This is a genomic window from Mangrovimonas yunxiaonensis, from assembly GCF_000733475.1.
Taxonomy (GTDB): Bacteria; Bacteroidota; Bacteroidia; order Flavobacteriales; family Flavobacteriaceae; genus Mangrovimonas; species Mangrovimonas yunxiaonensis.
The window spans coordinates 60,862-82,701 of the sequence record NZ_JPFK01000002.1; the positions used below are offsets into that span (position 1 = coordinate 60,862).

Sequence of the window (21,840 nt, forward strand, 5' to 3'; positions counted from 1 at the left end):
TTGGTTTACACCAAATATAGACAAAAGATATCTTTTGAAGCGTTAAAGCAAGGTGCTCCAGTCCAAATCGTTAATTGCCCCGTGACTTGCATGTTTATCCACAAGGCCATTTTTCACAATCAATAGTTGTGGCGATTCGTGATAAACACTAAAACGAGAAGCAATTTCATTGGAAATATCGCGGTGCTGCAACAAGTCTAAATAATACAGATCTACCTGATTGCCCAGAGCATACGCTTTTTCAAACTGATTTTTCACCATGCGACTAATACCGCATCTGGTAGAGTGCTTAAAGATGAGCTGCTTTTTATGCTTTGACCGCTCTATTATTTCATCCAATTGACTCATTTCATTCAAAACCATCCAAGGTAGTGCTTCATTTTTAATATCTTCATCAGAAGACGCTCCAAACAACTTGTTAAATATTCCCATACATTGTAATTTTAAAAATCCATCATACAAAACAACGACAAAAAGTCACCCGAAACACAACAACAAACAGACATTTTGTCTGTGTAAATGAATTGGTAAGGTAATTGACTTTATGCTCGTATAAAATAAAGAATAAATATATGAACTTTAATAATTATACCATAAAATCACAGGAAGCCATACAGCAAGCACAACAGCTTGCACAGAGCTTCGAAAACCAACAAATTGAAAACGAGCACATTTTTAAGGCCCTTTTCAATGTTGATGAAAACGTGCTACCATTCATTTTAAAAAAAATGAATGTCAACGTAAACGTCTTGCAACAGGCTTTAGATAAGCAAATAGAAAGCTTCCCTAAAGTATCTGGTGGCGACATTATGCTATCGCGCGATGCCGGAAAAACCCTAAACGAAGCAGCTATCATTGCCAAAAAAATGAAGGATGAATATGTTTCTGTTGAACATTTAATTTTAGCGGTTTTTAAATCGAACAGCAAAATTGCACAGATGCTCAAAGACCAAGGCGTTACCGAAAAAGCCTTAACAGCCGCCATTGAAGAATTGCGCAAAGGCGATCGCGTAACGTCCCAAAGCCAGGAAGAAACCTATAATGCACTAAGCAAATACGCCAAAAACCTAAACCAATTGGCCAGAGACGGCAAATTGGATCCCGTTATTGGTCGTGACGAGGAAATTAGACGGATTCTTCAAATTCTATCGCGTAGAACCAAAAACAACCCCATTTTAGTGGGCGAACCCGGTACGGGTAAAACAGCCATTGCCGAAGGTTTAGCACACCGTATTGTTGATGGCGACGTGCCTGAAAACCTAAAGGAAAAACAAATTTTTGCTCTAGATATGGGGGCGCTTATTGCGGGTGCCAAATACAAAGGCGAATTTGAAGAACGCCTAAAAGCTGTTATTAAAGAAGTCACCACTAGCGAAGGTGATATTGTCCTCTTTATTGATGAGATTCACACCTTGGTAGGTGCAGGTGGCGGCCAAGGCGCTATGGATGCCGCTAACATTTTAAAGCCCGCTTTGGCGCGCGGTGAATTACGTGCTATTGGTGCGACAACACTCGATGAATACCAAAAATATTTTGAAAAGGACAAAGCTCTAGAGCGTCGTTTTCAAAAAGTTATGGTAGACGAACCCGATACCGAAAGCGCCATTTCTATTTTAAGAGGCATTAAGGAGAAGTATGAAACCCATCACAAGGTTCGTATTAAAGATGAAGCTATTATTGGTGCCGTAGAATTATCCGAAAGATACATCACCAACCGTTTTCTACCAGACAAAGCAATCGATTTGATGGATGAAGCCGCATCGAAACTGCGTATGGAAATCAACTCCAAACCCGAAGAACTGGATGTATTGGACAGAAAAATCATGCAGTTGGAAATCGAGATTGAAGCCATTAAGCGTGAAAAAGACGAGGCTAAATTAAAATCGTTACGATCTGAATTGGCTAATCTAAAAGAAGAGCGCAACGAAATAAACGCCAAGTGGAAAAGCGAAAAAGAGGTTGTCGATAACATTCAAGCTACAAAACTAAACATTGAGAACTTTAAGCTGGACGCCGAGCGTGCCGAGCGCGAAGGTAATTATGGCAAAGTAGCCGAAATACGCTATGGCAAAATAAAAGAAGCTCAAGAAAACCTGGAAAAGCTTCAAAAGGAATTGCAAGAAAACCAATCTGGAAACTCCCTAATAAAAGAAGAGGTTACCTATGATGATATTGCCGAAGTTGTCGCAAAATGGACCGGCATTCCTGTAACCAAAATGCTACAGAGCGAACGCGAGAAACTTCTAAAATTAGAAGACCAATTGCATAAGCGTGTTATAGGACAAGAAGAAGCTATTGTTGCTGTAAGCGACGCCGTAAGACGAAGTCGTGCAGGACTACAAAACCCCGACAAGCCTATTGGAACCTTTTTGTTTTTGGGAACAACAGGCGTTGGAAAAACCGAATTGGCAAAAGCACTCGCCGAATATTTGTTTGACGATGAAAGCGCCATGACCCGAATAGACATGAGCGAATACCAAGAGCGTCATGCCGTAAGCCGCTTAGTAGGTGCGCCTCCAGGGTATGTAGGCTATGATGAAGGTGGCCAGTTAACCGAAGCCGTAAGACGCAAACCCTACTCTGTCGTGTTATTAGACGAGATTGAAAAAGCTCATCCAGACACCTTTAACATTCTATTACAGGTTTTGGATGAAGGCAGGTTGACCGACAACAAAGGACGCGTGGCCGATTTTAAAAACACCATTATCATTATGACCTCCAACATGGGAAGCCATATTATACAAGAAAAATTTGAAGCCACAAAAGACATCGATGCCGCTATGGAAATAGCTAAAATAGAAGTCCTTGGCCTGTTAAAAAAATCGGTGCGACCAGAGTTTTTAAACCGAATTGACGATACGATTATGTTTACCCCCTTAACCAAGGAAAATATTAAAGATATTGTTGGGTTACAACTAAAAGGCCTTACTAAAATGATAGCTAAGCAAGGCATTACCTTCGATGCCACACCCGAAGCTATCGCTTACTTGGCCGAAAAAGGGTACAATCCCGAATACGGTGCACGACCCGTAAAGCGGGTCATTCAAAAAGAAGTCCTAAATGCACTAAGCAAAGAACTTCTTTCGGGCAACATAACAACAGATAGCATTATTTTGCTTGATGCCTTTGACGATAAACTGGTTTTCAGGAACCAAGGCGATCTAATACCCGATAACGCCTCTTAAAGTTACGTTAAAATAGAATGCTTGAACAATAACACAAAAAGAACAGCGTTTTTTTTATAGTTGGTTAGTTAGTTAAAAAAGCAGCACAAAACCTAAACAACACGTTTTGGAATTAGTGCTGTTTTTTTGTTTTAAAGCAACTACCTCAAAAGTCAAGCCCCTTGTTTTCAAAACATCAACAGGTTTCGTTAAAAAATAGTACCGTTCGTCTAAAAAATTTTAATAACAAAACCGTTTATCGTATTTTCGTAACACTTTAACCTACACCCTTTATGAAGATTAATAGCACCATAGACCACACCCTTTTATCGCCCATAGCCTCTAAAAAAGACATTTATAAATTATGTGAAGAAGCCATAGAACACCGCTTGTTTTCAGTGTGTGTAAACAGCAGCTACGTTCCGTTGGCCAAACATTTATTAGCCAAAAGCAGTGTTAAAACCTGCGCCACTGTTGGGTTTCCCTTTGGTGCCATGAGCACACAAGCCAAAGTAACAGAAGCCAAGCAAGCCATAGAAGATGGCGCCGACGAAATAGACATGGTCATGAACATTGGCATGATGAAAAGCAAAAACTTCGTTTCTGTTTATAAGGACATTCGCGATGTAAAATTGGCCATTGGGCAAAAACCCTTAAAAGTCATTATTGAAATAAGTGAGCTTTCAAAAAACGAAATTATTAAAGCTTGCCAAATCTGTATCGATGCCAAAGCCGACTTTATTAAAACCTGTACAGGCTTTTCTAAAAGCGGTGCCACCCTAACCGCCGTTAAAATGCTTAAAAAAACGGCTCGAGGCAAAATAAAGATTAAAGCCTCAGGCGGCATTGCAGATTACGAAACGGCACTAAAATATATTGAAAGCGGTGCCGACAGAATAGGCACTTCTTCTGGTGCTACCATTGTTTCGCAAAGCAGGATTTTAGAAGCCAGTTAAAAGCCTAAAAAATTACATCACTTCAAGCCCCTACAAAGGGGCTTTTTTTATACCTTTGAAAGACCTAACCGTTAAATCTATTACAAGATAAAACCTCTAAATCAATACATCGACCATACCATATTGGCAGCCAAGGCAACCGAAGCCGATATTAAACACGTTTGCAGCGAAGCAGTAACATTTGGGTTTTATGCGGTATGCATTCCTCCCTATTATGTAAATACAGCCAAAAACCTGCTACAAGGGAGTCCTGTAAAAGTCTGTACGGTTATAGGGTTTCCTTTGGGAAACACCACAACTGCCGCAAAAGTCTTCGAAGCCAAAACCGCTATTGAAAATGGCGCCGATGAAATAGACATGGTTCTAAACATCGGACTGCTAAAAAGCGGGGCATTAAAAGCCGCAACAGAAGACATTAAGCGTGTAAAAGCCGTCATTGGAAACCACCCCCTAAAAGTTATTGTAGAAATAAGTGAACTTAGTGAAGACGAGCTGCTCAAGGCCTGTGAGGTTTGTCTAGAAGCTCAAGCCGATTTTATTAAGACCTCAACGGGATTTTCAAAAGGAAATGCAACCATACAAGCCGTTAAATTCATTAGGAAAACAGTAAACAACCAAGCCAAGATAAAAGCTTCTGGCGGCATTAAGGATTACGAGACAGCCCTAGCATTTGTGCAAGCCGGCGCCGATAGAATAGGCACCTCGTCTGGTGTGGCCATCGTAACAAAAAACAATACCAATACCGGTCAAAATTATTAACCTATGAGTGTACATATTGAAGCCAAGCCAGGCGACATTGCAGAAACCATTTTACTTCCTGGCGATCCTTTAAGAGCCAAATGGATAGCCGAAACATTTTTAGAAGACGCCTTTTGTTTTAACCAAGTTAGAAACATGTTTGGTTACACAGGCACTTACAAAGGCAAACGCGTTTCTGTTATGGGAACAGGCATGGGTGTGCCAAGCATTTCTATTTACGCCCACGAGCTTATTAACGATTATCAGGTTAAAAACTTAATTCGTGTGGGCAGTGCCGGATCGTACCAAGAAAATGTAAAACTAAGAGATGTTATTATTGCCATGGCAGCCTCATCAAACTCTGGGGTTAATGAGCTGCGTTTTGGTGGTGCCGATTATGCGCCAACAGCCAGTTTTGACTTGTTTGACAAAGCAGTCCTTTCGGCCAGACGGCAAAACATTCCCTTTAAAGCGGGAAACGTTTTTACCAGCGACGAGTTTTATGCCGATAATTTTGAAGCCTATAAAAAATGGTCGAAGTTTGGTGTGCTCTGCGTAGAAATGGAATCGGCAGGCTTGTATACCATTGCCGCAAAACACAATGTTAACGCGCTGTCTATTCTTACCATTTCAGACTCTTTGGTTACCGGCGAAAGAACCACACCCAAAGAACGGGAGACTTCATTTAAAAGCATGATAAACATCGCATTGGATTTAGCTTAACACCGTACGTAATCGTCCTTTTTTCTCCTATTTAAAAATTGTAATTTTGTTCCATGCAAAAGCAAATCAACATAAAAAACCGAAAAGCCAAGTTTCAATATGAAATTTTGGATAAATATACTGCTGGAATTGTATTACAAGGCACCGAAATTAAATCCATAAGAAACGGAAAAGCCTCTATAGCCGAGAGTTTTTGTGAGTTTAACGACAAGGGAGAGCTTTTTGTGATAAACATGACCATTGAAGAGTATCTCTACGGGTCCTACTACAATCACAAACCAAAAGCAGAGCGCAAACTATTATTAAACAGAAGGGAACTGAAAAAGCTTGAAAAAGAAGTAAAAAACACGGGACTTACCATTATTCCCTTAAACCTTTTTATTAACGATAATGGTTTGGCCAAAATGGTTATTGCTTTGGCCCGTGGTAAAAAATTATATGACAAACGGGACACCATTAAAGACCGCGAAAGCAAAAGACGTCTAGACCGTATTAATAAAAGCTACAACTAAAGCATGAAAAAACACACCCTCTTATTTGTTTTTATTACAACTTTAATTTTTGGTTTGCAATTACATGCCCAAGAAAAAATAGACACATTAGGTTATTCCGCAAACGTGTCTACACTAGACAAAACCCTGCTTACCCTATACAATGTTATTTCGGGCGAAAAAGGCGAAGCTCGCAATTGGGAACTGTTTAAACATCTGTTCAAACCCAACGCTAAGTTAATTCCGTCAGGAAAGCTTACTGGAGCCAATTACGATGTTAGGTATCTATCGCCAGACGACTACATTAACACTTCTGGCCAATGGCTTGTTGATAACGGTTTTTTTGAAAAGGAAATTTATAGAAAGAAAGAGCAATTTGGCAACATCACCCACGTTTTTAGTACTTATGAAGCTTACAAAAGCAAGGCCGACGAAACCCCATTTATGCGTGGTATAAACAGCATTCAGCTCTTGTTTGATGGCACACGTTGGTGGATTATAAATATTTATTGGACCCAAGAAACTCCCGAAAACACCATTCCTAACACCTATTTACCAGACAATTAGTTCTTATCTTCTAGCATAGGGACAAACCTAAAGTCACCAAATTCGTGTTTTTCAAAATCCTTAGGGCCTTTTCGTATAAATAAGGTCATGGTTTGCACTTCCTGCCCAACGGGAATTACCAATCGGCCGCCAACCTCTAATTGGGCCAACAACGGCTTAGGCACAAACGGTGCACCGGCTGTAACGATTATTCCTTTAAAAGGTGCTTCCTCAGGCAGCCCTTTATAGCCATCGCCAAAAATGAGCTTTTTGGCCCGATAACCAATTTTAGGCAAGAATTTGCTAGTTTTTTTAAACAGTTCGTGCTGGCGCTCTATACTGTATACCTTAGCTCCCATTTTACATAACACGGCCGTTTGGTACCCGCTTCCTGTACCTATCTCCAAAATCTTATCGCTAGGTTTAATCTGCAGCAGCTCTGTTTGAAACGCCACGGTATAAGGCTGCGAAATGGTCTGATCGGCAGCAATAGGAAACGCCTTGTCTTGGTAAGCATAATCCAAAAAGCCAGAATCCATAAAAAAATGCCTAGGAATGCTCCCTATAGCCCCCAAAACATTTTCGTCTGTAATGCCCTTGGCGCTTATGGTTTCAACAAGTTTGTTGCGAAGTCCTTGATGTTTAAGTGTATCTTTCAAAAGCCAGTTGGTTTATACGGCTAAAATAACCATAAACGGCCGAAGTTAAAAGCATAAAACCAGAAACCATTTCATTTGTTTTTCAACTTCTTTTTTCGCCTTAAAAAGCCTATTTTTGTTGAAAATGAACCAATATATGTTAAAAGCCGGAGTATTAGGTGCTGGGCACTTAGGAAAAATACATTTGCGATTACTAAATCAATCGGACAAATACGAACTAGTAGGATTTTACGACGCCGATGAAACCAATGCAAAAAAAGTAGCCGAAGAGTTTGGGTACACCTATTTTAATTCCATCGATGCATTACTTGATGCGGTAGATATGGTAGACATTGTTACCCCTACACTTTCGCATTACGATTGTGCCAAACGAGCCATTGCAAAAGGCAAGCATATTTTTATAGAAAAGCCCATTACCAATACCGTTGAAGAAGCCGAGCACATTCGCGAACTTTTAGCCCAGCACGACATTCGTGGGCAAGTTGGCCATGTAGAGCGCTTTAACCCTGCATTTATTGCGGTAAAAGACAACATTAAAAACCCCATGTTTATCGAGACTCACCGTTTGGCAGAGTTTAACCCACGAGGCACCGATGTTCCTGTGGTTTTAGATTTGATGATTCACGACATCGATATTATTTTAAGCGTGGTTAAATCCAAAGTGAAAAACGTGTCTGCCAGTGGCGTTTCGGTTATTAGCGAAACACCAGATATTGCCAATGCACGAATAGCGTTTGAAAATGGTTGTGTGGCCAATTTAACTGCCAGTAGAATTTCGCTTAAAAACATGCGCAAGTCCAGATTTTTTCAAAAAGATGCCTATATCTCGGTCGACTTTTTGGAAAAAAAGTGTGAAGTGGTAAAAATGAAAGATGCCCCAGAACACCCGGGCGACTTCGATATGGTGCTTCAAAATGCAGAAGGCATAAAAAAGCAAATCTATTTCGACAACCCAGAAATAACCAACAACAATGCAATTTTAGACGAATTGGAAACTTTTGCTCACGCCATAACCACCAATTCGAAACCCATAGTAACGCTTCACGATGGCACCGAAGCGCTACGCATTGCCACCATGATAGTAGAACAACTTTAAGTATAAAAAACAAATAACTAAATAGCCGTTTTTGCGGCCAAAACCAATTTTAATGAAAAACATAGCAGTAATAGGTGCAGGAACCATGGGTAACGGTATTGCCCATACGTTTGCACAAAGCGGATTTAAAGTACAATTAATAGATATTAGCGAAGAGGCCCTAAAACGCGGATTGGCAACCATTACCAAAAATTTGGATAGAATGATTGCTAAGGAAAAAATTTCGGAAGCCGATAAAAAAGCCACCCTAGACAACATTACTACTTTTACCAATGTTGCAGAAGGCGTTGAGTACGCTAGCCTTGTTGTTGAAGCTGCTACAGAACATGTAGATTTAAAACTAAAGATTTTTAAGCAACTGGATGAGGCTTGCTCTGAAGACACCATCTTGGCGACAAACACCTCATCTATTTCCATTACACAAATTGCGGCTGTAACCTCAAGACCAGACCAAGTAATTGGCATGCACTTTATGAACCCTGTACCCATTATGAAATTGGTTGAAATTATTAGAGGGTACAATACCAGCGACCAAGTGACCAATACCATTATGGAGCTTTCTAAAGCTTTAGGAAAAGTTCCGGTAGAAGTTAACGATTACCCAGGCTTTGTTGCCAACCGTATTTTAATGCCTATGCTTAACGAAAGCATTGAAACCCTATACAACGGTGTTGCGGGAGTTACAGAAATCGATACTGTTATGAAGCTAGGCATGGCTCACCCAATGGGACCATTACAATTAGCCGATTTTATTGGTCTAGACGTTTGTCTATCTATTTTAGAAGTGATGTATCAAGGCTTTAAAAACCCCAAATATGCCCCTTGTCCATTGTTGGTAAATATGGTAAGAGCTGGAAAATTAGGTGTGAAATCTGGTGAAGGTTTTTACGACTATTCTGAAAGCAAAAAAGCCGAAAATGTAGCCAAACAGTTTGCATAAAAACAGCTGTAATAAATAACCGCTAAAAAACGCAACACACCAAACAACGAGTTTAATGCCTATTGAAAACCCGCTTTTTTTAATCCCCTGCTCTTCTGGGTTAGTTTTTATTGCTGTTGGATTGATTATGTTGAAATTCCCACCAAAAAAAATTAACGGAATTTATGGGTATAAAACAGCAAGCGCCATGAAAACTCAAAAACATTGGGATTTTGCCCAAAAATACGCGGCTAAAGAAATGATAAAACTGGGCGCTGTCCTATCGCTTTTAGGAGGCCTTGGGCTAACGTATTTTCCAACAGAAAAAATTGCGCTTTTTTTAGGCATGGGACTCCTAATTGCAATGGTGGTTACCCTTTTTATACGGGTTGAAATTGCCATTAAAAAAACATTTCATGACGATGTAACCCCTTAACATGGCATTAAAGCATCTAATCATAAATTCGTATTAACTAAAAACATATGGCAAAAGTAATCCCGTTTAGAGCAGTACGCCCAACACGAGACAAAGTAAGTCTTGTGGCAGCACGCTCGTACCAAAGTTATACCATGGCCCAACGGGAATCGCGACTTCGGGACAACCCGTTTTCGTTTTTGCACATTGTAAATCCTGGGTACCGTTTTGATAAGGAGGTTTCGGGCAAAGCTAGATATGGCCTAGTTAAAAACCGGTATTTAGAATTTAAGGAAGATGGCATTTTTATGCAAGACGAAATCCCGTCTTACTATGTGTATCGCATTGTTAATCGCGATGGCGATATGTTTAATGGCATTGTTGCTGCGGTTAGCGCAAAGGATTATGAAAACGATGTGGTAAAAAAGCACGAAAACACAATAGAATTTAAGGAAGTTATTTTTAAAAACTACCTAAAAACTGTTGGATTTAATGCCGAACCTGTCTTGCTTACACATCCCGATAATGATGTTATTAAGCAAATTGTGGCCAAGGTACAGCAAGAACGCGCCGAGTTTGAGTTTACCACAACCTACCGCGACACCCATTATTTGTGGCTAGTAAACGATGCTAATATGGTAAAAACCATACAGCAAGAATATGAAAACATGCCAACCATTTACATTGCAGATGGGCACCATCGTTCGGCCTCTTCTTATTTGCTTTACAAAGATTTAAAACAAGGCAACCCCAATCATTCTGGAAATGAGAAATATAATTTTTTTATGAGCTACCTCATTCCGGAATCCGATTTAAAAATCTACGAGTTTAACCGCCTGATAAAAGATTTAAACGGTTTAAGCAAAGAAGCCTTTCTTATTAAACTTGACGCACTTTACCGCATTGAAAACCGCGGAAAAACCCCTTACAAGCCATCAAAACCCCATCATTTTAGCATGTATTTAGACGGGCAGTTCTATTCGCTGTATTTGCGGCAATCCCAATATCAGTTTGAGTCTTCGTTAGAAGCATTAGATGCCCAACTGCTATACAAAACCATTTTAAAACCCATTTTGGGCATACACGACCTAAGAAACGACGATCGCATTAGCTACAGTCACGGTAAGAACGATATTGTAGAAATGGTTAATAAAGTTGACGGTGGCGCTTATAAAGTAGGTTTTGGTATGATTCCTGCAACTGTAGAACAAATGAAACACATTGCAGACGATGGGTTAAAAATGCCTCCAAAAAGCACCTATGTATTGCCCAAGCTAAGAAGCGGCGTAACCATTTACGAATTTTAAAACAATTGGCTTAACATGAGTATTCAACAAAACCTAAACACCCTAATAAACGACCTGCCAGAAACCGTTACCTTGGTTGCCGTTAGCAAAACCAAGCCCAATAGCGATATTATGGAGGCTTACCATGTGGGACAGCGCGATTTTGGAGAAAACAAAATTCAGGATATGGTTGAGAAAGCTGATGCTTTACCCAAGGATATTCGTTGGCACATGATTGGTCACGTACAGCGCAACAAGGTAAAGTATATGGCAGGGTTTGTACATTTAATTCACGGTATAGACAACCTAAAACTTTTAAAGGAAGTCGACAAGCAAGCTCAAAAACACAACCGCATTATCGATTGCCTTTTACAAATAAAAATTGCCGAGGAAGACAGCAAATTTGGCATGACAGCTGCCCATGCTAAAACCATGTTACAAACCGACGTAGCAGCACTTAAAAACATCCGTATTGTTGGCGTTATGGGAATGGCCACCTTTACAGACAACCACGACCAGATAAAAAATGAGTTTCAAAGGTTAAAAACCATTTTTGAAGATTTAAAATCCATCGTCTCCCCCAATTGTGAAATGAAAACCATTTCCATGGGTATGAGCGGCGATTACCCGCTTGCTATTGCATGCGGCAGCAACATGATTCGTGTTGGAAGTTCCATTTTTGGAGCCAGAAACTATTAAGTCATAAATAACATTTAACACCTTAAAATCACCTTTTAGCCCTTAACGCATTTGTACGCAATTGTAGACATAGAAACCACTGGAGGCAAGTATAACGAAGAAGGCATTACAGAAATTGCCATCTATAAGTTTGATGGCCACACTGTTGTTGATCAATTTATAAGCTTAATTAACCCAGAGCGCGAAATACAACCCTTTGTGGTTAACCTTACCGGTATTAACAACCAAATGCTGCGCAATGCCCCTAAATTTTACGAGGTAGCCAAGCGCATTGTCGAAATTACCGAAGACTGTATTATTGTGGCCCATAATGCCAAGTTTGATTACCGCATTTTAAAAACCGAATTTAAGCGCCTCGGGTTTGGGTACAAGCGCAAAACCCTTTGTACGGTCGAACTTTCTAAACGGCTTATTCCCGGCCAAGACTCGTATAGCCTAGGCAAATTATCGCGTTCCTTGGGCATTCCTGTAAGTGATAGACATCGCGCTAGCGGCGACGCCCAAGCTACCATAAAACTATTTAAAATGTTGCTGCATAAAGATTTGGAGAAGTTTATTATTAAAGATGCCATTCGCATTGAGTCCAAGTCACAAATAGCACCTAACTTAAAACACATTATAGACGCACTTCCCAACACAACCGGTATTTATTACATACATAACGAAGAAGGGGAAATTATTTACATTGGAAAAAGCAAGAACATTAAAAACCGGATTAGTCAGCATTTTACAAACACATCCCCTAAATCAAAAAAAATACAACGCCAAGCAGCGGCAGTTACTTTCGAAAAAACAGGAAGCGAGCTTATTGCGCTATTAAAGGAAAGCGAAGAAATAAAGCGCAACAAACCCTTATTTAATAGAGCCTTGCGGCGAAACATCTTTTCGCATGCACTGTATAGCTTTACAGACGAAGCTGGTTATCTCAATTTAAAATTAGACAAAGCTACCGACGAAAATGCGATAACTACCTTCACCACCAAACAAAGCGGCAAGCAATTTTTATTTAAAGCTACCGAAGCCTTTAACCTCTGCCAAAAACTTACGGGCCTCTACCCCACAACATCCAATTGTTTTAACTACACCATTAAAACTTGTAACGGTGCCTGCCTTAAAGAGGAAGCGCCCGAAACGTATAACGAACGTGTTAGGCAACTAATTTCTAAATACAATTACGCCAATAAAAACATGCTCATTATAGACCACGGCCGCGACATTGATGAGCGCAGTATTGTTTACATAAAAAATGGGGTGTTTGTCGGTCTTGGACATTTTAACCTTAATTATCAAATTACAAACATCGAGGTCTTAGAATCTATTATAACCCCTATGGAAAACAATAGGGATGCGCAACATATTATTCAAAGTTATTTAAGGCGACATAAAAACATAAAGATCATTAGTTTATGAAATATAATCTATTAATTTCTCTAATTTTCCTATTTTCATTAATAGCATCTGCACAATCCAGTTTCAACTCAGAAACCCTATTAGTTACCAAACAAGACCTAAGTACCAATGTTTTTGCTGCAGATTCGACTGCCAATGCTGTTGTTTTGTATGAATCGGGAAATAGCTATGTAAGTAATAGAGATTTCATGCTGTACACCGAAATCAAGAAAAAAATTAAGATCCTCAATAACGACGGCTTTGATAAAGCCACTGTAAAAGAGTATTTATATAGAAACTCTAATAAAAAAGAAAACATTCAAGATATACATGCCATTACTTATAACCTAGAAGGAGACAATATTACCAAAGTAAAACTGGACAAAAAGGCCATTTATGAAGAGAAATACGATGACAAATATACCTTAGTAAAATTTACATTTCCAAATGTAAGGGCAGGTTCTGTTATAACCTACAGCTACACCTTGGTATCGCCATTCTTTTTTAAATACAAAGGGTGGTATTTTCAAGAAGATATTCCTAAGCTATATAGCGAATATAACACCAGTATTCCTGGAAATTGGGAGTACAACATAAAATTAGTGGGACATCTGGCATTAGATCATAAAGAAGAACATATTCAAAATGAGTGTTTAGATGGCGGCTCTGGTGCTTATGCAGACTGTGTAGACACCAAATATGTTATGAAAAATATTCCCGCTTTTATTGAAGAAGATTATATGACGACCAAATCTAATTACTTATCCAGAATTGATTATGAGCTTAAAACCTTAAGAATGTTTAATGGTGAGGTAGAAAACTACACAAAAACTTGGAAGGTTGTAGACAACGAACTTAGAACAGATAATGATTTAGGCAGGCAGCTCTCAAAATCGGCCATTACAAAGGGATTGCTTGATAACAGTATTGAAAAAGAATCAAACCCATTAATAAAAGCAAAAAAAATCTATCAATATGTCCAAGAACACTATGCATGGAATAAAGAATATTCGTTATTTAAAGATGTATCGGTTAAGGATTTAATAAAAGAAAAAACAGGCTCTGTTTCCGAAATCAATATCCTTCTCCACAACCTTCTAAAACAAAGCGATTTGGAGGTTTACCCAATTTTGTTATCTACCAGAAACAACGGTTTTCCAACCAAAATTTACCCTGTAATCTCTGATTTTAATTATTTAATTGTACAAATTAATATTGATGGCGAAAAGTACTTATTAGATGCCACGGAAGACTACCTATCGTTTGGAGAAATTCCTTTTAGGTGCCTTAATCAAGAAGGCAGATTATTAGATTTTAAAAATGGGAGTTATTGGATAGCGTTGACGCCAGAGAAAACATCGTCGGTCATGTATCAAATAAAATTAAAAGCTGAAAACGGGACGCTTAAAGGCATGGTGCATCACTCTAACAAGGGGTATCATGCCCATAGCTATAAAAATTCTTACTATAGTAATCCTGAGAATTACTTAATTAAGCTAAGAAACTCTCACGAGGCATTTGAAATTTCAAATTATAAGGTTGATAGCGAATCTAAAACATCTTTTGACTTCACAGAAAGCTATGCGATTGAATACCCTCTAGACGAACAACTAACCAACATTTATTTTGATCCTTTTTTGTTCAAATTTTTTGACACAAACCCGTTTAAACTTCAAAATAGAACCTATCCTATCGATTTTGGGTATAAAGACTCCTTTTTGTATTCTATTCAAATTGATTTAGGCAAAGATTATCAAGCGATTAACTTACCAAAAAGCAAACATTACACACTACCAAATAACAAAGGACGCCTGTTATTTAACACCTCACAAAGTAAAAACACCATTTCATTAGTTTTAAAAATAGACTTTCTAGAAAACTTATATGCTCCCGAATACTACCCTTACTTGAAAGAGTTTATGAGCATAACTACAAACATTCAAACAAAATCGTTGGTGTCGTTAAAAAAAAGATAATTGCTTTTGGCCTTGAGTAAATCAAGGTAATTAAGATTATTCAACTTTAATTTGTAGATTTGATTTTTACGTCTAAAACATGAAAGAAATAAAATCGAAGTTTGACATTTTTAGGCAGAAAGTGCATATTATCATATACGGCACAAATACCACTGCAGGAAAGCTTTTTGACATCGTCCTACTCGGATTGATTTTATTAAGTGTCTTGATGGTTATGCTAGAAACCGTCGATACTGTAGACCAAAAATACCACAACATTCTTTTGGCGTGCGAATGGGTGATTACCATTTTTTTCACCATAGAGTATATTTTAAGAATCATCTCTATAAAAACCCCTTCCAAATACATTTTTAGTTTTTATGGCATTATCGACTTTATTGCCATTTTACCCATGTATTTATCGTTTTTCTTTGGGGGCGCACAAATTCTTTCGGTGGTTAGGGCTTTAAGGCTGCTGCGTATTTTCAGGATTCTTAATCTGGTTCATTTTACAGGACAGGCCTCAGAGCTGCGTTTAGCCATAAAAACCAGCCGTACAAAAATTATTGTATTCATTTACTTTGTATTGGTTGTATGTGTGCTTTTAGGATCGCTTATGTACGTTATAGAAGGCGATGAAAGTGGCTTTACCAGTATTCCCGTTAGCATTTACTGGTGTATTGTTACCCTTACAACGGTAGGTTATGGCGACATACATCCCATAACCCCATCCGGACAAATTATCGCCTCGTTTATCATGATTTTAGGTTATGGTATTATAGCGGTTCCTACGGGAATTGTTACCGCCGAATTTGCCCAAAACAGGCGCAAAAAGGGACTCTTTTCTTTTGAAAAAGAAAACCCATGCCCAAACTGTGGGGTTGACGACCATAAAGAAAAAGCGGGCTACTGTTACAACTGCGGTAATAAATTATAACATGAACAAACACCTCATTGCCGTAGTAGGCCCAACCGCTATTGGAAAAACAGCTCTTAGCATTAAACTGGCCAAGCATTTTAATACCGAAATCCTTTCGGCAGATTCCAGACAATTTTTTAAAGAAATGCACATTGGAACTGCAGCACCTACGCCAGAAGAGCTTTTAGAAGCCAAACACCATTTTATACACCATAAATCTGTTGAGGATGCGTATAGTGTTGGTGCTTTTGAAAACGACGCCCTTGCCCTGCTAGACGAATTGTTTAAAACCAAGGACATTGCCATTCTTGTTGGCGGTTCTGGTTTGTATGTCGATGCTGTAGTAAATGGTTTAGACAATTTTCCTAAAGTAGAAGCCAGCATTAGGGAAACGCTTAACAAAACCTTGCAAATCCAAGGCCTAGAAACGCTTCAGGAGCAACTTAAAACAGTCGATTTAAACGCCTACAATACCATTGCCCTAAACAACCCCCATAGGGTAATTCGCGCCTTGGAAATCTCCTTGGGCACAGGCAAACCCTACTCGTCTTACTTAAACCAAAAAAAAGAGCAACGGCAATTTAAAACCATTTATGTTGGACTTACCGCCGCTAGAGACACTATTTACGAGCGCATAAACAAACGCGTCGATATTATGATGAAAGAAGGCTTGCTTGACGAAGCTAAGGCCCTTTACACTAAAAAGCACCTAAACGCCTTAAACACCGTAGGCTACAAAGAACTTTTCAACTATTTTGAAGGCGATTGGTCTTTAGATTTTGCCATAGCCGAAATTAAGAAAAACTCCAGACGTTTTGCCAAACGGCAATTAACTTGGTACCGCAAAAACCCTGATATCCATTGGTTTGATTACGCTGATAGTACTGCCCATATTTATAAAAAAATAGAGTCGTTAACCGCATAAAAAAGCCTTCCAACGTTGGAAGGCTTTTTATTTATTTTCATTTGGCCTGTCTTAGGCATCTTGATTAACAACCAATCTAAATCCTTCGCCATGAATGTTCAAAATCTCTACATTAGGATCCTGCTTTAAGTACTTTCGTAATTTGGCAATGTAAACATCCATACTTCTGGAAGTAAAATAATTGTCGTCACGCCATATTTTGGTCAGTGCCAATTCTCTAGGCATTAAATCGTTTTCGTGCAAAGCCAAAAGACGCAACAGGTCGTTTTCCTTTGGAGATAATTTGGTTTGTTCGCCCCCTTCAAAGGTTAAAAACCTTAACTTGGAGTTTAAATGAAACTTCCCAATCTGAAATTCAAACTGTTTGCTATCTGCCACCGATTCTGTTGCTTTACGCTGTATAATCGCCTTTATTTTCATTAGCAAGACTTCGCTATCAAAAGGTTTGTTTAAATAATCGTCTGCACCAACTTTGTATCCTTTAAGCACATCTTCCTTCATGGCCTTTGCCGTTAAGAAAATAATGGGCACATCGGTATTTTTCTCTCGTATTTCCTTGGCTAGTGTAAAGCCGTCCTTATAGGGCATCATAACATCTAAGATGCATAAATCGAAATCGTCTTTTTTAAATTTTTCGAAACCTTCCATCCCATTCTTTGCATGGGTTACCTGGTAATCGTTCATTAACAAGTAATCCTTCAATATGGTTCCAAAATTAGGATCGTCTTCAACTAATAAAATTTTCTTTTGTTCTTGTTCATTCATAGCTTTACGATATTAATGGAAGTTTTATTATAAAGGTACTTCCTTTGTCTTTTTCACTTTCTACTGATATATGACCTTGGTGGTCATCTACTATTTGTTTTACATAGGCCAGTCCTAGCCCATGCCCTTTTACATTATGTATATTTCCGGTGTGTTCTCTATAAAATTTATCGAACACATGTTTTTGGGCCACTTTGCTCATCCCACTACCTTGGTCTTTAATCCTTAAAATAACGTTTGTGCCTACATTTTCGGTATAAACATCAATTTTAGGTGGATTTGGCGAGTACTTTATGGCATTGTCCAAAATATTAACGATAACATTAGTAAAGTGGGTTTCGTTTGCCAGCACCGACGATTTATCGGCCTGTAAATGGGTTTTTATAAACCCTTGCCGGTCTTCAATAATTAACGCAACATGCGATATGGCATCTTCTATTAAATCGTGAAGCTTAACGCGCTCTTTACTAATATTAAGTTCGTTTTTTTCTAGTTTAGATATTCTCAACACGTTTTCTACTTGGGCATGCATGCGTTTGTTTTCATCTTTTATCATGTTTAAGTACCGCATGACCTTTTCTTTATCGTCTATAATTTTTGGGTTCCTAATCGCATCCAATGCTAAATTAATGGTTGCAATGGGGGTTTTAAATTCGTGGGTCATGTTGTTAATGAAATCCGACTTAATTTCAGAGATCTTACGTTGCTTTAACAACTGCGCCAGTGCACTGTAGTAGGCGATAACAATAATGGATGTAAAAATTATGGACAACAGGGTCATTCTTATCATCGAGGATTGCAAAAACTTGTTTCTATGAGGGAAATTCACCAACAACTGGTAGTTGTTCAAGTCGTTGTCATTTTGAAAAATGGGCACGCTAAAAGTCGATGCTTTTTGAAGTTCGAAATCACTACTCTGTACTTTGGTGGCCAAATTGTTGCTGTAAATAGCAAATTCGAAATCTAGCTTTATGTTGTCTTCTGTTAGCTTTCTTTTTAACAGTTTATGAATTTCTTCACTCCCCACACGTTTGTAAATGGGCACTCTAAACGACAAATCCTTGTAGGCATCGTCGTAAAAAACTTCCCTGCTTCGCGTTAGTTTTCCTATATCCAGCAACATGGCATCTAGGTTATTTCCCCTAAATACTTTTGTTTCCCTCTCGCTTAACACCTTACGGATGTTAATACTATCTAAACCTATGTCAAAGATCGATGATGACAACTTATAGTTTTCTTCCAGCACGCTATTTCTATAAATTAGCACATCGTTAGAGCTTGGGTCTTCTGTTTTTAAATAAAGCTCCCGATACCCCATGGTATCGACCTCTACACCTTCTGGGAACATTTTCTCGAACTTGACTACGTGTTCTTTAAATTCGCGTTCCTCTATGGCTTGCGATGTATAGCTAAGTGCCTTCTTTACATTAAATGTAAATTGCTCTTCCTCGTTTTTTATGGAGTTGTTGATGTAGTAGGCTTGAACGAATATAATGCCCACAAGCGACAAACTCATAAGTAGGACGAGTATGATGAATAACTTTTTGCTCATCGTTCAAAATTAAGATTTTAACATTTAGCCGCTGTAGGATTTAACCTTACATTAACAAAAATGTTAAAATGCGAAAATTACTCTATTAAGGTAAGGATTTTTGCGTGTGTTTCAACAACTTGGGCCTCGGTTTCTTTAATGGTAAGGTTGTTAATCACAAAATCGGAACGTGCTATTTTTCTTTCATCGCTCCATTGGTTCTCAATAATGGTCATTATTTTTTCTTCGGTCGTTTCATCGCGTTCTAGCAACCGTGCGATCCTTACTTTTAAGGGTGCTGTTACGGTAATAATAAAATCGCATTGCTTGTAACTCCCCGATTCGAACAAAATAGCAGCTTCTTTTAAAACATAAGGAGCATGTTGCTGGTTGGCCCAGTCTAAAAAGTGTTGGGCAACTCTTGGGTGGATAATGGCATTCATTTTCTCCAGCTTGCTTTTATCGCTAAAAATCTGTTCGGCCAAGTAAGTTCTATTTAAAACCCCGTTTATATATGCTGCCTCGCCAAAAAGTGCTGTAAGCTCTTCTTTTATAGGCTTGGACGTTTGCATAAGCGTTTTGGCCTCAGTATCGGCAAGGTATAAAGGAATTCCAAAATGCTTATTAAACATTTTGGCAACAGTTGTTTTGCCACTTCCTATACCGCCTGTAATCCCTACTATAATCATTTTACAATAATAAACTCGATTTGTTTTTGATCTACTTTAACGTGCCTAACCTGCTCTGGTTGTCTAACAACTTTTGGTGTTAAAATTCCCGCCCCATTCAGCACCTGATTATAATCGCAAACAACCCTAAAGTCTTTAGTTGAAATTTGATTAAAGCTTGCCAAGCTGGTATAATACGATACATTTACCTTTTTGGGAAAAAATTTAATCGAAACATCCTCTGGTAGGTTAATGATGCTTATGGGAACACTTAAATACCCTTCGGTAAACTTATCGACAGTAATATGGGCTGTAACGGTGTTTGCTGCAAACTTTAAATTTCCCGCCTTGTTATCTGGCAATTTTAACGTTACCGGCTTTTGAACTTCGGTTTTTAATCCTTTAAGTTTTAAGGAATCGGTTTCTATATGGGTAATGGCCTGGACTAAAACTTCTGGCCCTATAATTTTAATCGAATCGGGAGTAAGCGCGATAGGCTTTAGCAAATCGTAACCAGGACTAAACGTAATTAAGGCATTTAACGTTACCGGCACGCTTTTAACAGCCTGCTTATCATACCTAAACTTTAAGGTATCTGGGGTAATGCTCATTAGTTCGATGTCTTTTCCAAACTGTTGGGTTACTTTAGAAAACGCATTAGACTTGTTCCAGACATACAAACAATCTACCATAGTCACATCGTCTTTAAAGTTAATTTTTATCGCTGGTTTGTTTATGTAATATGTCAACAAATTAAATCCATTGGTTTTTAAGGTGATGTGCAATTGATGCAAACTATCCTTTACGATGACCTTCTCCTCCGGCACCTGCTCTTTAAGCACCTCAAAAGCTATTGTTTTTGTGTAGGTATTCGAGAGTTTTAAAAGCAGTAATATTATAAAGGACAAGGCCATAAAAAGTAAAAACACATTTATGCGCTTACTTCTTATTGAAGCCAATACTTTATACTTTATACGTCTTACCATAGCTATTTAAAGAATAAATGCGGAAATACCTGTTTAGGGTTTCTGTTAAGCACGCCTACAAACCATGTCGCCCTGAGAAACCCCCAACCATACCCCAAAAACTGTATAAAAATTGCATATACCGCCATAATTGCCACATACAGGTTTTTGGTATCCCACAAAGCAACCAAAAAACCAAGCGTAAAATAACATGCGTATGCCATTAAAAGCAGGGTATTTCCCAATACGGCTAGTAACAAGGCTACCAACAACCCTGCAACAAATAGTGTAGGCATCCAAAATACGGGTTTGTTTGTTTCTGGGTAGCGTTTGTTTAAAATGGGGCGTACCAGCCCAAACTTATTCACCTGCTTATAAAACTTGCGCCAGGAAATGCGTCGTTTATGGTACACAAAAGCATGAGGAATTAGTTTTGTTTTATACCCCAAGCGCCATAACCTTATGGTAAGGTCTGGATCTTCGCCCGGATGAATTTTCCCAAACCCTTGTGTGGCCAGAAAAGCTGTTTTAGACAGTCCCATATTAAAGCTTCTGGGCTGAAATTTCCCAACACTGTTTTCCTTGCCCCTTATGCCTCCCGTTGTTATAAAAGATGTCATAGAAAAATTAATGGCCTTTTGCACTTTAGAAAACGATTCGTGCGCAGCATCTGGCCCGCCAAAGCAGTGCACAAAGGCTTCTTTTAAGCTCGCATCAACCGCATTTAAATAGTGGTTGGGTAAAATGCAATCGGAATCTAAAATGATAAAATAATTGCCTTTGGCCTTTGCCATACCATAATTTCTGGAATCGCCAGGACCAGAATTTTCCTTATAATAATACGAGATGTCTAATGCTTCTTGAAAGTCCCGAACTACGGCATCGCTTTTCTCTTGAGAGCCGTCTTCTACAATAACAATCTCGTAAGGCAATTCGGTTTTTAAAGCCTTAAAACTTTCTAATAACTCACGAATTTCCTCTGGTCTATTGTAAACAGGAATAATAAATGAAAAGCTGCTTTCTGACATAGA

The 21,840-nt window shown here is 38.7% G+C and carries 22 protein-coding genes; 15 read left to right on the forward strand and 7 right to left on the reverse strand.

Going from position 1 to position 21,840, the window contains the following annotated elements; all coding sequences use genetic code 11:
- Positions 1-42: 42 nt before the first annotated feature.
- Entirely contained in the window at positions 43-432 is a 390-nt protein-coding gene (gene ytxJ, locus IA57_RS00295; RefSeq protein ID WP_036117696.1) for a bacillithiol system redox-active protein YtxJ, read from the reverse strand.
- Between the two features lie 140 nt (positions 433-572).
- Here ytxJ and clpB point away from each other — a divergent pair, with 140 nt between their 5' ends.
- The 6 genes from clpB to IA57_RS00325 all read left to right on the forward strand — a co-directional run bounded on the left by clpB (position 573) and on the right by IA57_RS00325 (position 6,639).
- Positions 573-3,185: an ATP-dependent chaperone ClpB gene (gene clpB / locus IA57_RS00300; RefSeq protein WP_036117698.1), complete on the forward strand. Its 2,613-nt coding sequence runs from the start codon at positions 573-575 to the stop codon at positions 3,183-3,185.
- Positions 3,186-3,457: 272 nt separating this feature from the next.
- Positions 3,458-4,120 carry a deoxyribose-phosphate aldolase gene (gene deoC, locus IA57_RS00305; RefSeq protein WP_036117701.1) on the forward strand — a complete coding sequence of 221 codons (663 nt, stop codon included), beginning with the start codon at positions 3,458-3,460 and terminating at the stop codon, positions 4,118-4,120.
- Between the two features lie 87 nt (positions 4,121-4,207).
- Positions 4,208-4,879, forward strand: coding sequence for a deoxyribose-phosphate aldolase (gene deoC / locus IA57_RS00310; protein WP_036117704.1), 672 nt, complete (start codon positions 4,208-4,210; stop codon positions 4,877-4,879).
- A 3-nt stretch (positions 4,880-4,882) separates the two neighbouring features.
- Positions 4,883-5,581, forward strand: a complete 699-nt coding sequence (gene deoD, locus IA57_RS00315; protein ID WP_036117707.1) for a purine-nucleoside phosphorylase — start codon at positions 4,883-4,885, stop codon at positions 5,579-5,581.
- Positions 5,582-5,634: 53 nt separating this feature from the next.
- The gene (smpB, locus tag IA57_RS00320) at positions 5,635-6,093 is read left to right on the forward strand and encodes an SsrA-binding protein SmpB (RefSeq protein ID WP_036117710.1); all 459 of its coding nucleotides are present in this window, start codon (positions 5,635-5,637) and stop codon (positions 6,091-6,093) included.
- 3 nt (positions 6,094-6,096) lie between these two features.
- Positions 6,097-6,639 carry a hypothetical protein gene (locus IA57_RS00325; protein WP_036117714.1) on the forward strand — a complete coding sequence of 181 codons (543 nt, stop codon included), beginning with the start codon at positions 6,097-6,099 and terminating at the stop codon, positions 6,637-6,639.
- Here IA57_RS00325 and IA57_RS00330 read toward each other — a convergent pair.
- Entirely contained in the window at positions 6,636-7,277 is a 642-nt protein-coding gene (locus IA57_RS00330) for a protein-L-isoaspartate(D-aspartate) O-methyltransferase (RefSeq protein ID WP_036117718.1), read from the reverse strand. The genes IA57_RS00325 and IA57_RS00330 overlap by 4 nt on opposite strands.
- Positions 7,278-7,413: 136 nt before the next feature.
- On the opposite strand from IA57_RS00330, the gene IA57_RS00335 reads away from it, so the two are divergent.
- The 9 genes from IA57_RS00335 to miaA all read left to right on the forward strand — a co-directional run bounded on the left by IA57_RS00335 (position 7,414) and on the right by miaA (position 16,880).
- The gene (locus tag IA57_RS00335) at positions 7,414-8,373 is read left to right on the forward strand and encodes a Gfo/Idh/MocA family protein (protein ID WP_036118672.1); all 960 of its coding nucleotides are present in this window, start codon (positions 7,414-7,416) and stop codon (positions 8,371-8,373) included.
- 52 nt (positions 8,374-8,425) lie between these two features.
- Complete coding sequence (locus tag IA57_RS00340; protein ID WP_036117721.1) at positions 8,426-9,313, forward strand: 3-hydroxybutyryl-CoA dehydrogenase; 888 nt, start codon at positions 8,426-8,428, stop codon at positions 9,311-9,313.
- Between the two features lie 127 nt (positions 9,314-9,440).
- Entirely contained in the window at positions 9,441-9,728 is a 288-nt protein-coding gene (locus tag IA57_RS12680; protein WP_262493256.1) for an SdpI family protein, read from the forward strand.
- A gap of 47 nt (positions 9,729-9,775) precedes the next feature.
- Entirely contained in the window at positions 9,776-11,014 is a 1,239-nt protein-coding gene (locus tag IA57_RS00350) for a DUF1015 domain-containing protein (protein WP_036117727.1), read from the forward strand.
- Between the two features lie 15 nt (positions 11,015-11,029).
- Positions 11,030-11,692, forward strand: a complete 663-nt coding sequence (locus tag IA57_RS00355) for a YggS family pyridoxal phosphate-dependent enzyme (protein WP_036117730.1) — start codon at positions 11,030-11,032, stop codon at positions 11,690-11,692.
- Positions 11,693-11,743: 51 nt separating this feature from the next.
- Positions 11,744-13,102: an exonuclease domain-containing protein gene (locus IA57_RS00360; protein ID WP_036117734.1), complete on the forward strand. Its 1,359-nt coding sequence runs from the start codon at positions 11,744-11,746 to the stop codon at positions 13,100-13,102.
- On the forward strand, positions 13,099-15,057 hold the full coding sequence (locus IA57_RS00365; protein ID WP_036117737.1) for a DUF3857 domain-containing protein: 1,959 nt from the start codon (positions 13,099-13,101) through the stop codon (positions 15,055-15,057). The genes IA57_RS00360 and IA57_RS00365 overlap by 4 nt, the downstream gene beginning before the upstream one ends.
- 79 nt (positions 15,058-15,136) lie before the next feature.
- Entirely contained in the window at positions 15,137-15,973 is an 837-nt protein-coding gene (locus IA57_RS00370; protein ID WP_036117740.1) for an ion transporter, read from the forward strand.
- Between the two features lies 1 nt (position 15,974).
- Positions 15,975-16,880: a tRNA (adenosine(37)-N6)-dimethylallyltransferase MiaA gene (miaA, locus tag IA57_RS00375; protein WP_036117743.1), complete on the forward strand. Its 906-nt coding sequence runs from the start codon at positions 15,975-15,977 to the stop codon at positions 16,878-16,880.
- Positions 16,881-16,931: 51 nt separating this feature from the next.
- Here miaA and IA57_RS00380 read toward each other — a convergent pair whose 3' ends face one another.
- From IA57_RS00380 to IA57_RS00400, 5 genes are all read right to left on the reverse strand, one after another.
- Entirely contained in the window at positions 16,932-17,645 is a 714-nt protein-coding gene (locus IA57_RS00380; protein ID WP_036117746.1) for a response regulator transcription factor, read from the reverse strand.
- A gap of 4 nt (positions 17,646-17,649) precedes the next feature.
- The gene (locus tag IA57_RS00385; RefSeq protein ID WP_229730308.1) at positions 17,650-19,197 is read right to left on the reverse strand and encodes a sensor histidine kinase; all 1,548 of its coding nucleotides are present in this window, start codon (positions 19,195-19,197) and stop codon (positions 17,650-17,652) included.
- A 77-nt stretch (positions 19,198-19,274) separates the two neighbouring features.
- The gene (gene coaE, locus IA57_RS00390; protein ID WP_036117753.1) at positions 19,275-19,865 is read right to left on the reverse strand and encodes a dephospho-CoA kinase; all 591 of its coding nucleotides are present in this window, start codon (positions 19,863-19,865) and stop codon (positions 19,275-19,277) included.
- Entirely contained in the window at positions 19,862-20,830 is a 969-nt protein-coding gene (locus IA57_RS00395) for a CdaR family protein (RefSeq protein ID WP_036117756.1), read from the reverse strand. Before IA57_RS00395 ends, coaE begins: the two co-directional genes overlap by 4 nt.
- 2 nt (positions 20,831-20,832) lie before the next feature.
- Complete coding sequence (locus tag IA57_RS00400; protein WP_036117759.1) at positions 20,833-21,837, reverse strand: glycosyltransferase; 1,005 nt, start codon at positions 21,835-21,837, stop codon at positions 20,833-20,835.
- Positions 21,838-21,840: the final 3 nt, after the last annotated feature.

Coding starts and splice junctions, on each gene's coding strand:
- IA57_RS00340 (WP_036117721.1), top strand. CDS start 8,426: ATGAAAAACATAGCAGTAATAGGTGCAGGAACCATGGGTAACGGTATT.
- IA57_RS00335 (WP_036118672.1), top strand. CDS start 7,414: ATGTTAAAAGCCGGAGTATTAGGTGCTGGGCACTTAGGAAAAATACAT.
- deoC (WP_036117701.1), top strand. CDS start 3,458: ATGAAGATTAATAGCACCATAGACCACACCCTTTTATCGCCCATAGCC.
- deoD (WP_036117707.1), top strand. CDS start 4,883: ATGAGTGTACATATTGAAGCCAAGCCAGGCGACATTGCAGAAACCATT.
- coaE (WP_036117753.1), bottom strand. CDS start 19,865: ATGATTATAGTAGGGATTACAGGCGGTATAGGAAGTGGCAAAACAACT.
- IA57_RS00400 (WP_036117759.1), bottom strand. CDS start 21,837: ATGTCAGAAAGCAGCTTTTCATTTATTATTCCTGTTTACAATAGACCA.
- smpB (WP_036117710.1), top strand. CDS start 5,635: ATGCAAAAGCAAATCAACATAAAAAACCGAAAAGCCAAGTTTCAATAT.
- miaA (WP_036117743.1), top strand. CDS start 15,975: ATGAACAAACACCTCATTGCCGTAGTAGGCCCAACCGCTATTGGAAAA.
- IA57_RS00355 (WP_036117730.1), top strand. CDS start 11,030: ATGAGTATTCAACAAAACCTAAACACCCTAATAAACGACCTGCCAGAA.
- IA57_RS00350 (WP_036117727.1), top strand. CDS start 9,776: ATGGCAAAAGTAATCCCGTTTAGAGCAGTACGCCCAACACGAGACAAA.
- IA57_RS00385 (WP_229730308.1), bottom strand. CDS start 19,197: ATGAGCAAAAAGTTATTCATCATACTCGTCCTACTTATGAGTTTGTCG.
- IA57_RS12680 (WP_262493256.1), top strand. CDS start 9,441: ATGTTGAAATTCCCACCAAAAAAAATTAACGGAATTTATGGGTATAAA.
- clpB (WP_036117698.1), top strand. CDS start 573: ATGAACTTTAATAATTATACCATAAAATCACAGGAAGCCATACAGCAA.
- IA57_RS00395 (WP_036117756.1), bottom strand. CDS start 20,830: ATGGTAAGACGTATAAAGTATAAAGTATTGGCTTCAATAAGAAGTAAG.
- IA57_RS00370 (WP_036117740.1), top strand. CDS start 15,137: ATGAAAGAAATAAAATCGAAGTTTGACATTTTTAGGCAGAAAGTGCAT.
- IA57_RS00365 (WP_036117737.1), top strand. CDS start 13,099: ATGAAATATAATCTATTAATTTCTCTAATTTTCCTATTTTCATTAATA.
- IA57_RS00380 (WP_036117746.1), bottom strand. CDS start 17,645: ATGAATGAACAAGAACAAAAGAAAATTTTATTAGTTGAAGACGATCCT.
- ytxJ (WP_036117696.1), bottom strand. CDS start 432: ATGGGAATATTTAACAAGTTGTTTGGAGCGTCTTCTGATGAAGATATT.
- IA57_RS00325 (WP_036117714.1), top strand. CDS start 6,097: ATGAAAAAACACACCCTCTTATTTGTTTTTATTACAACTTTAATTTTT.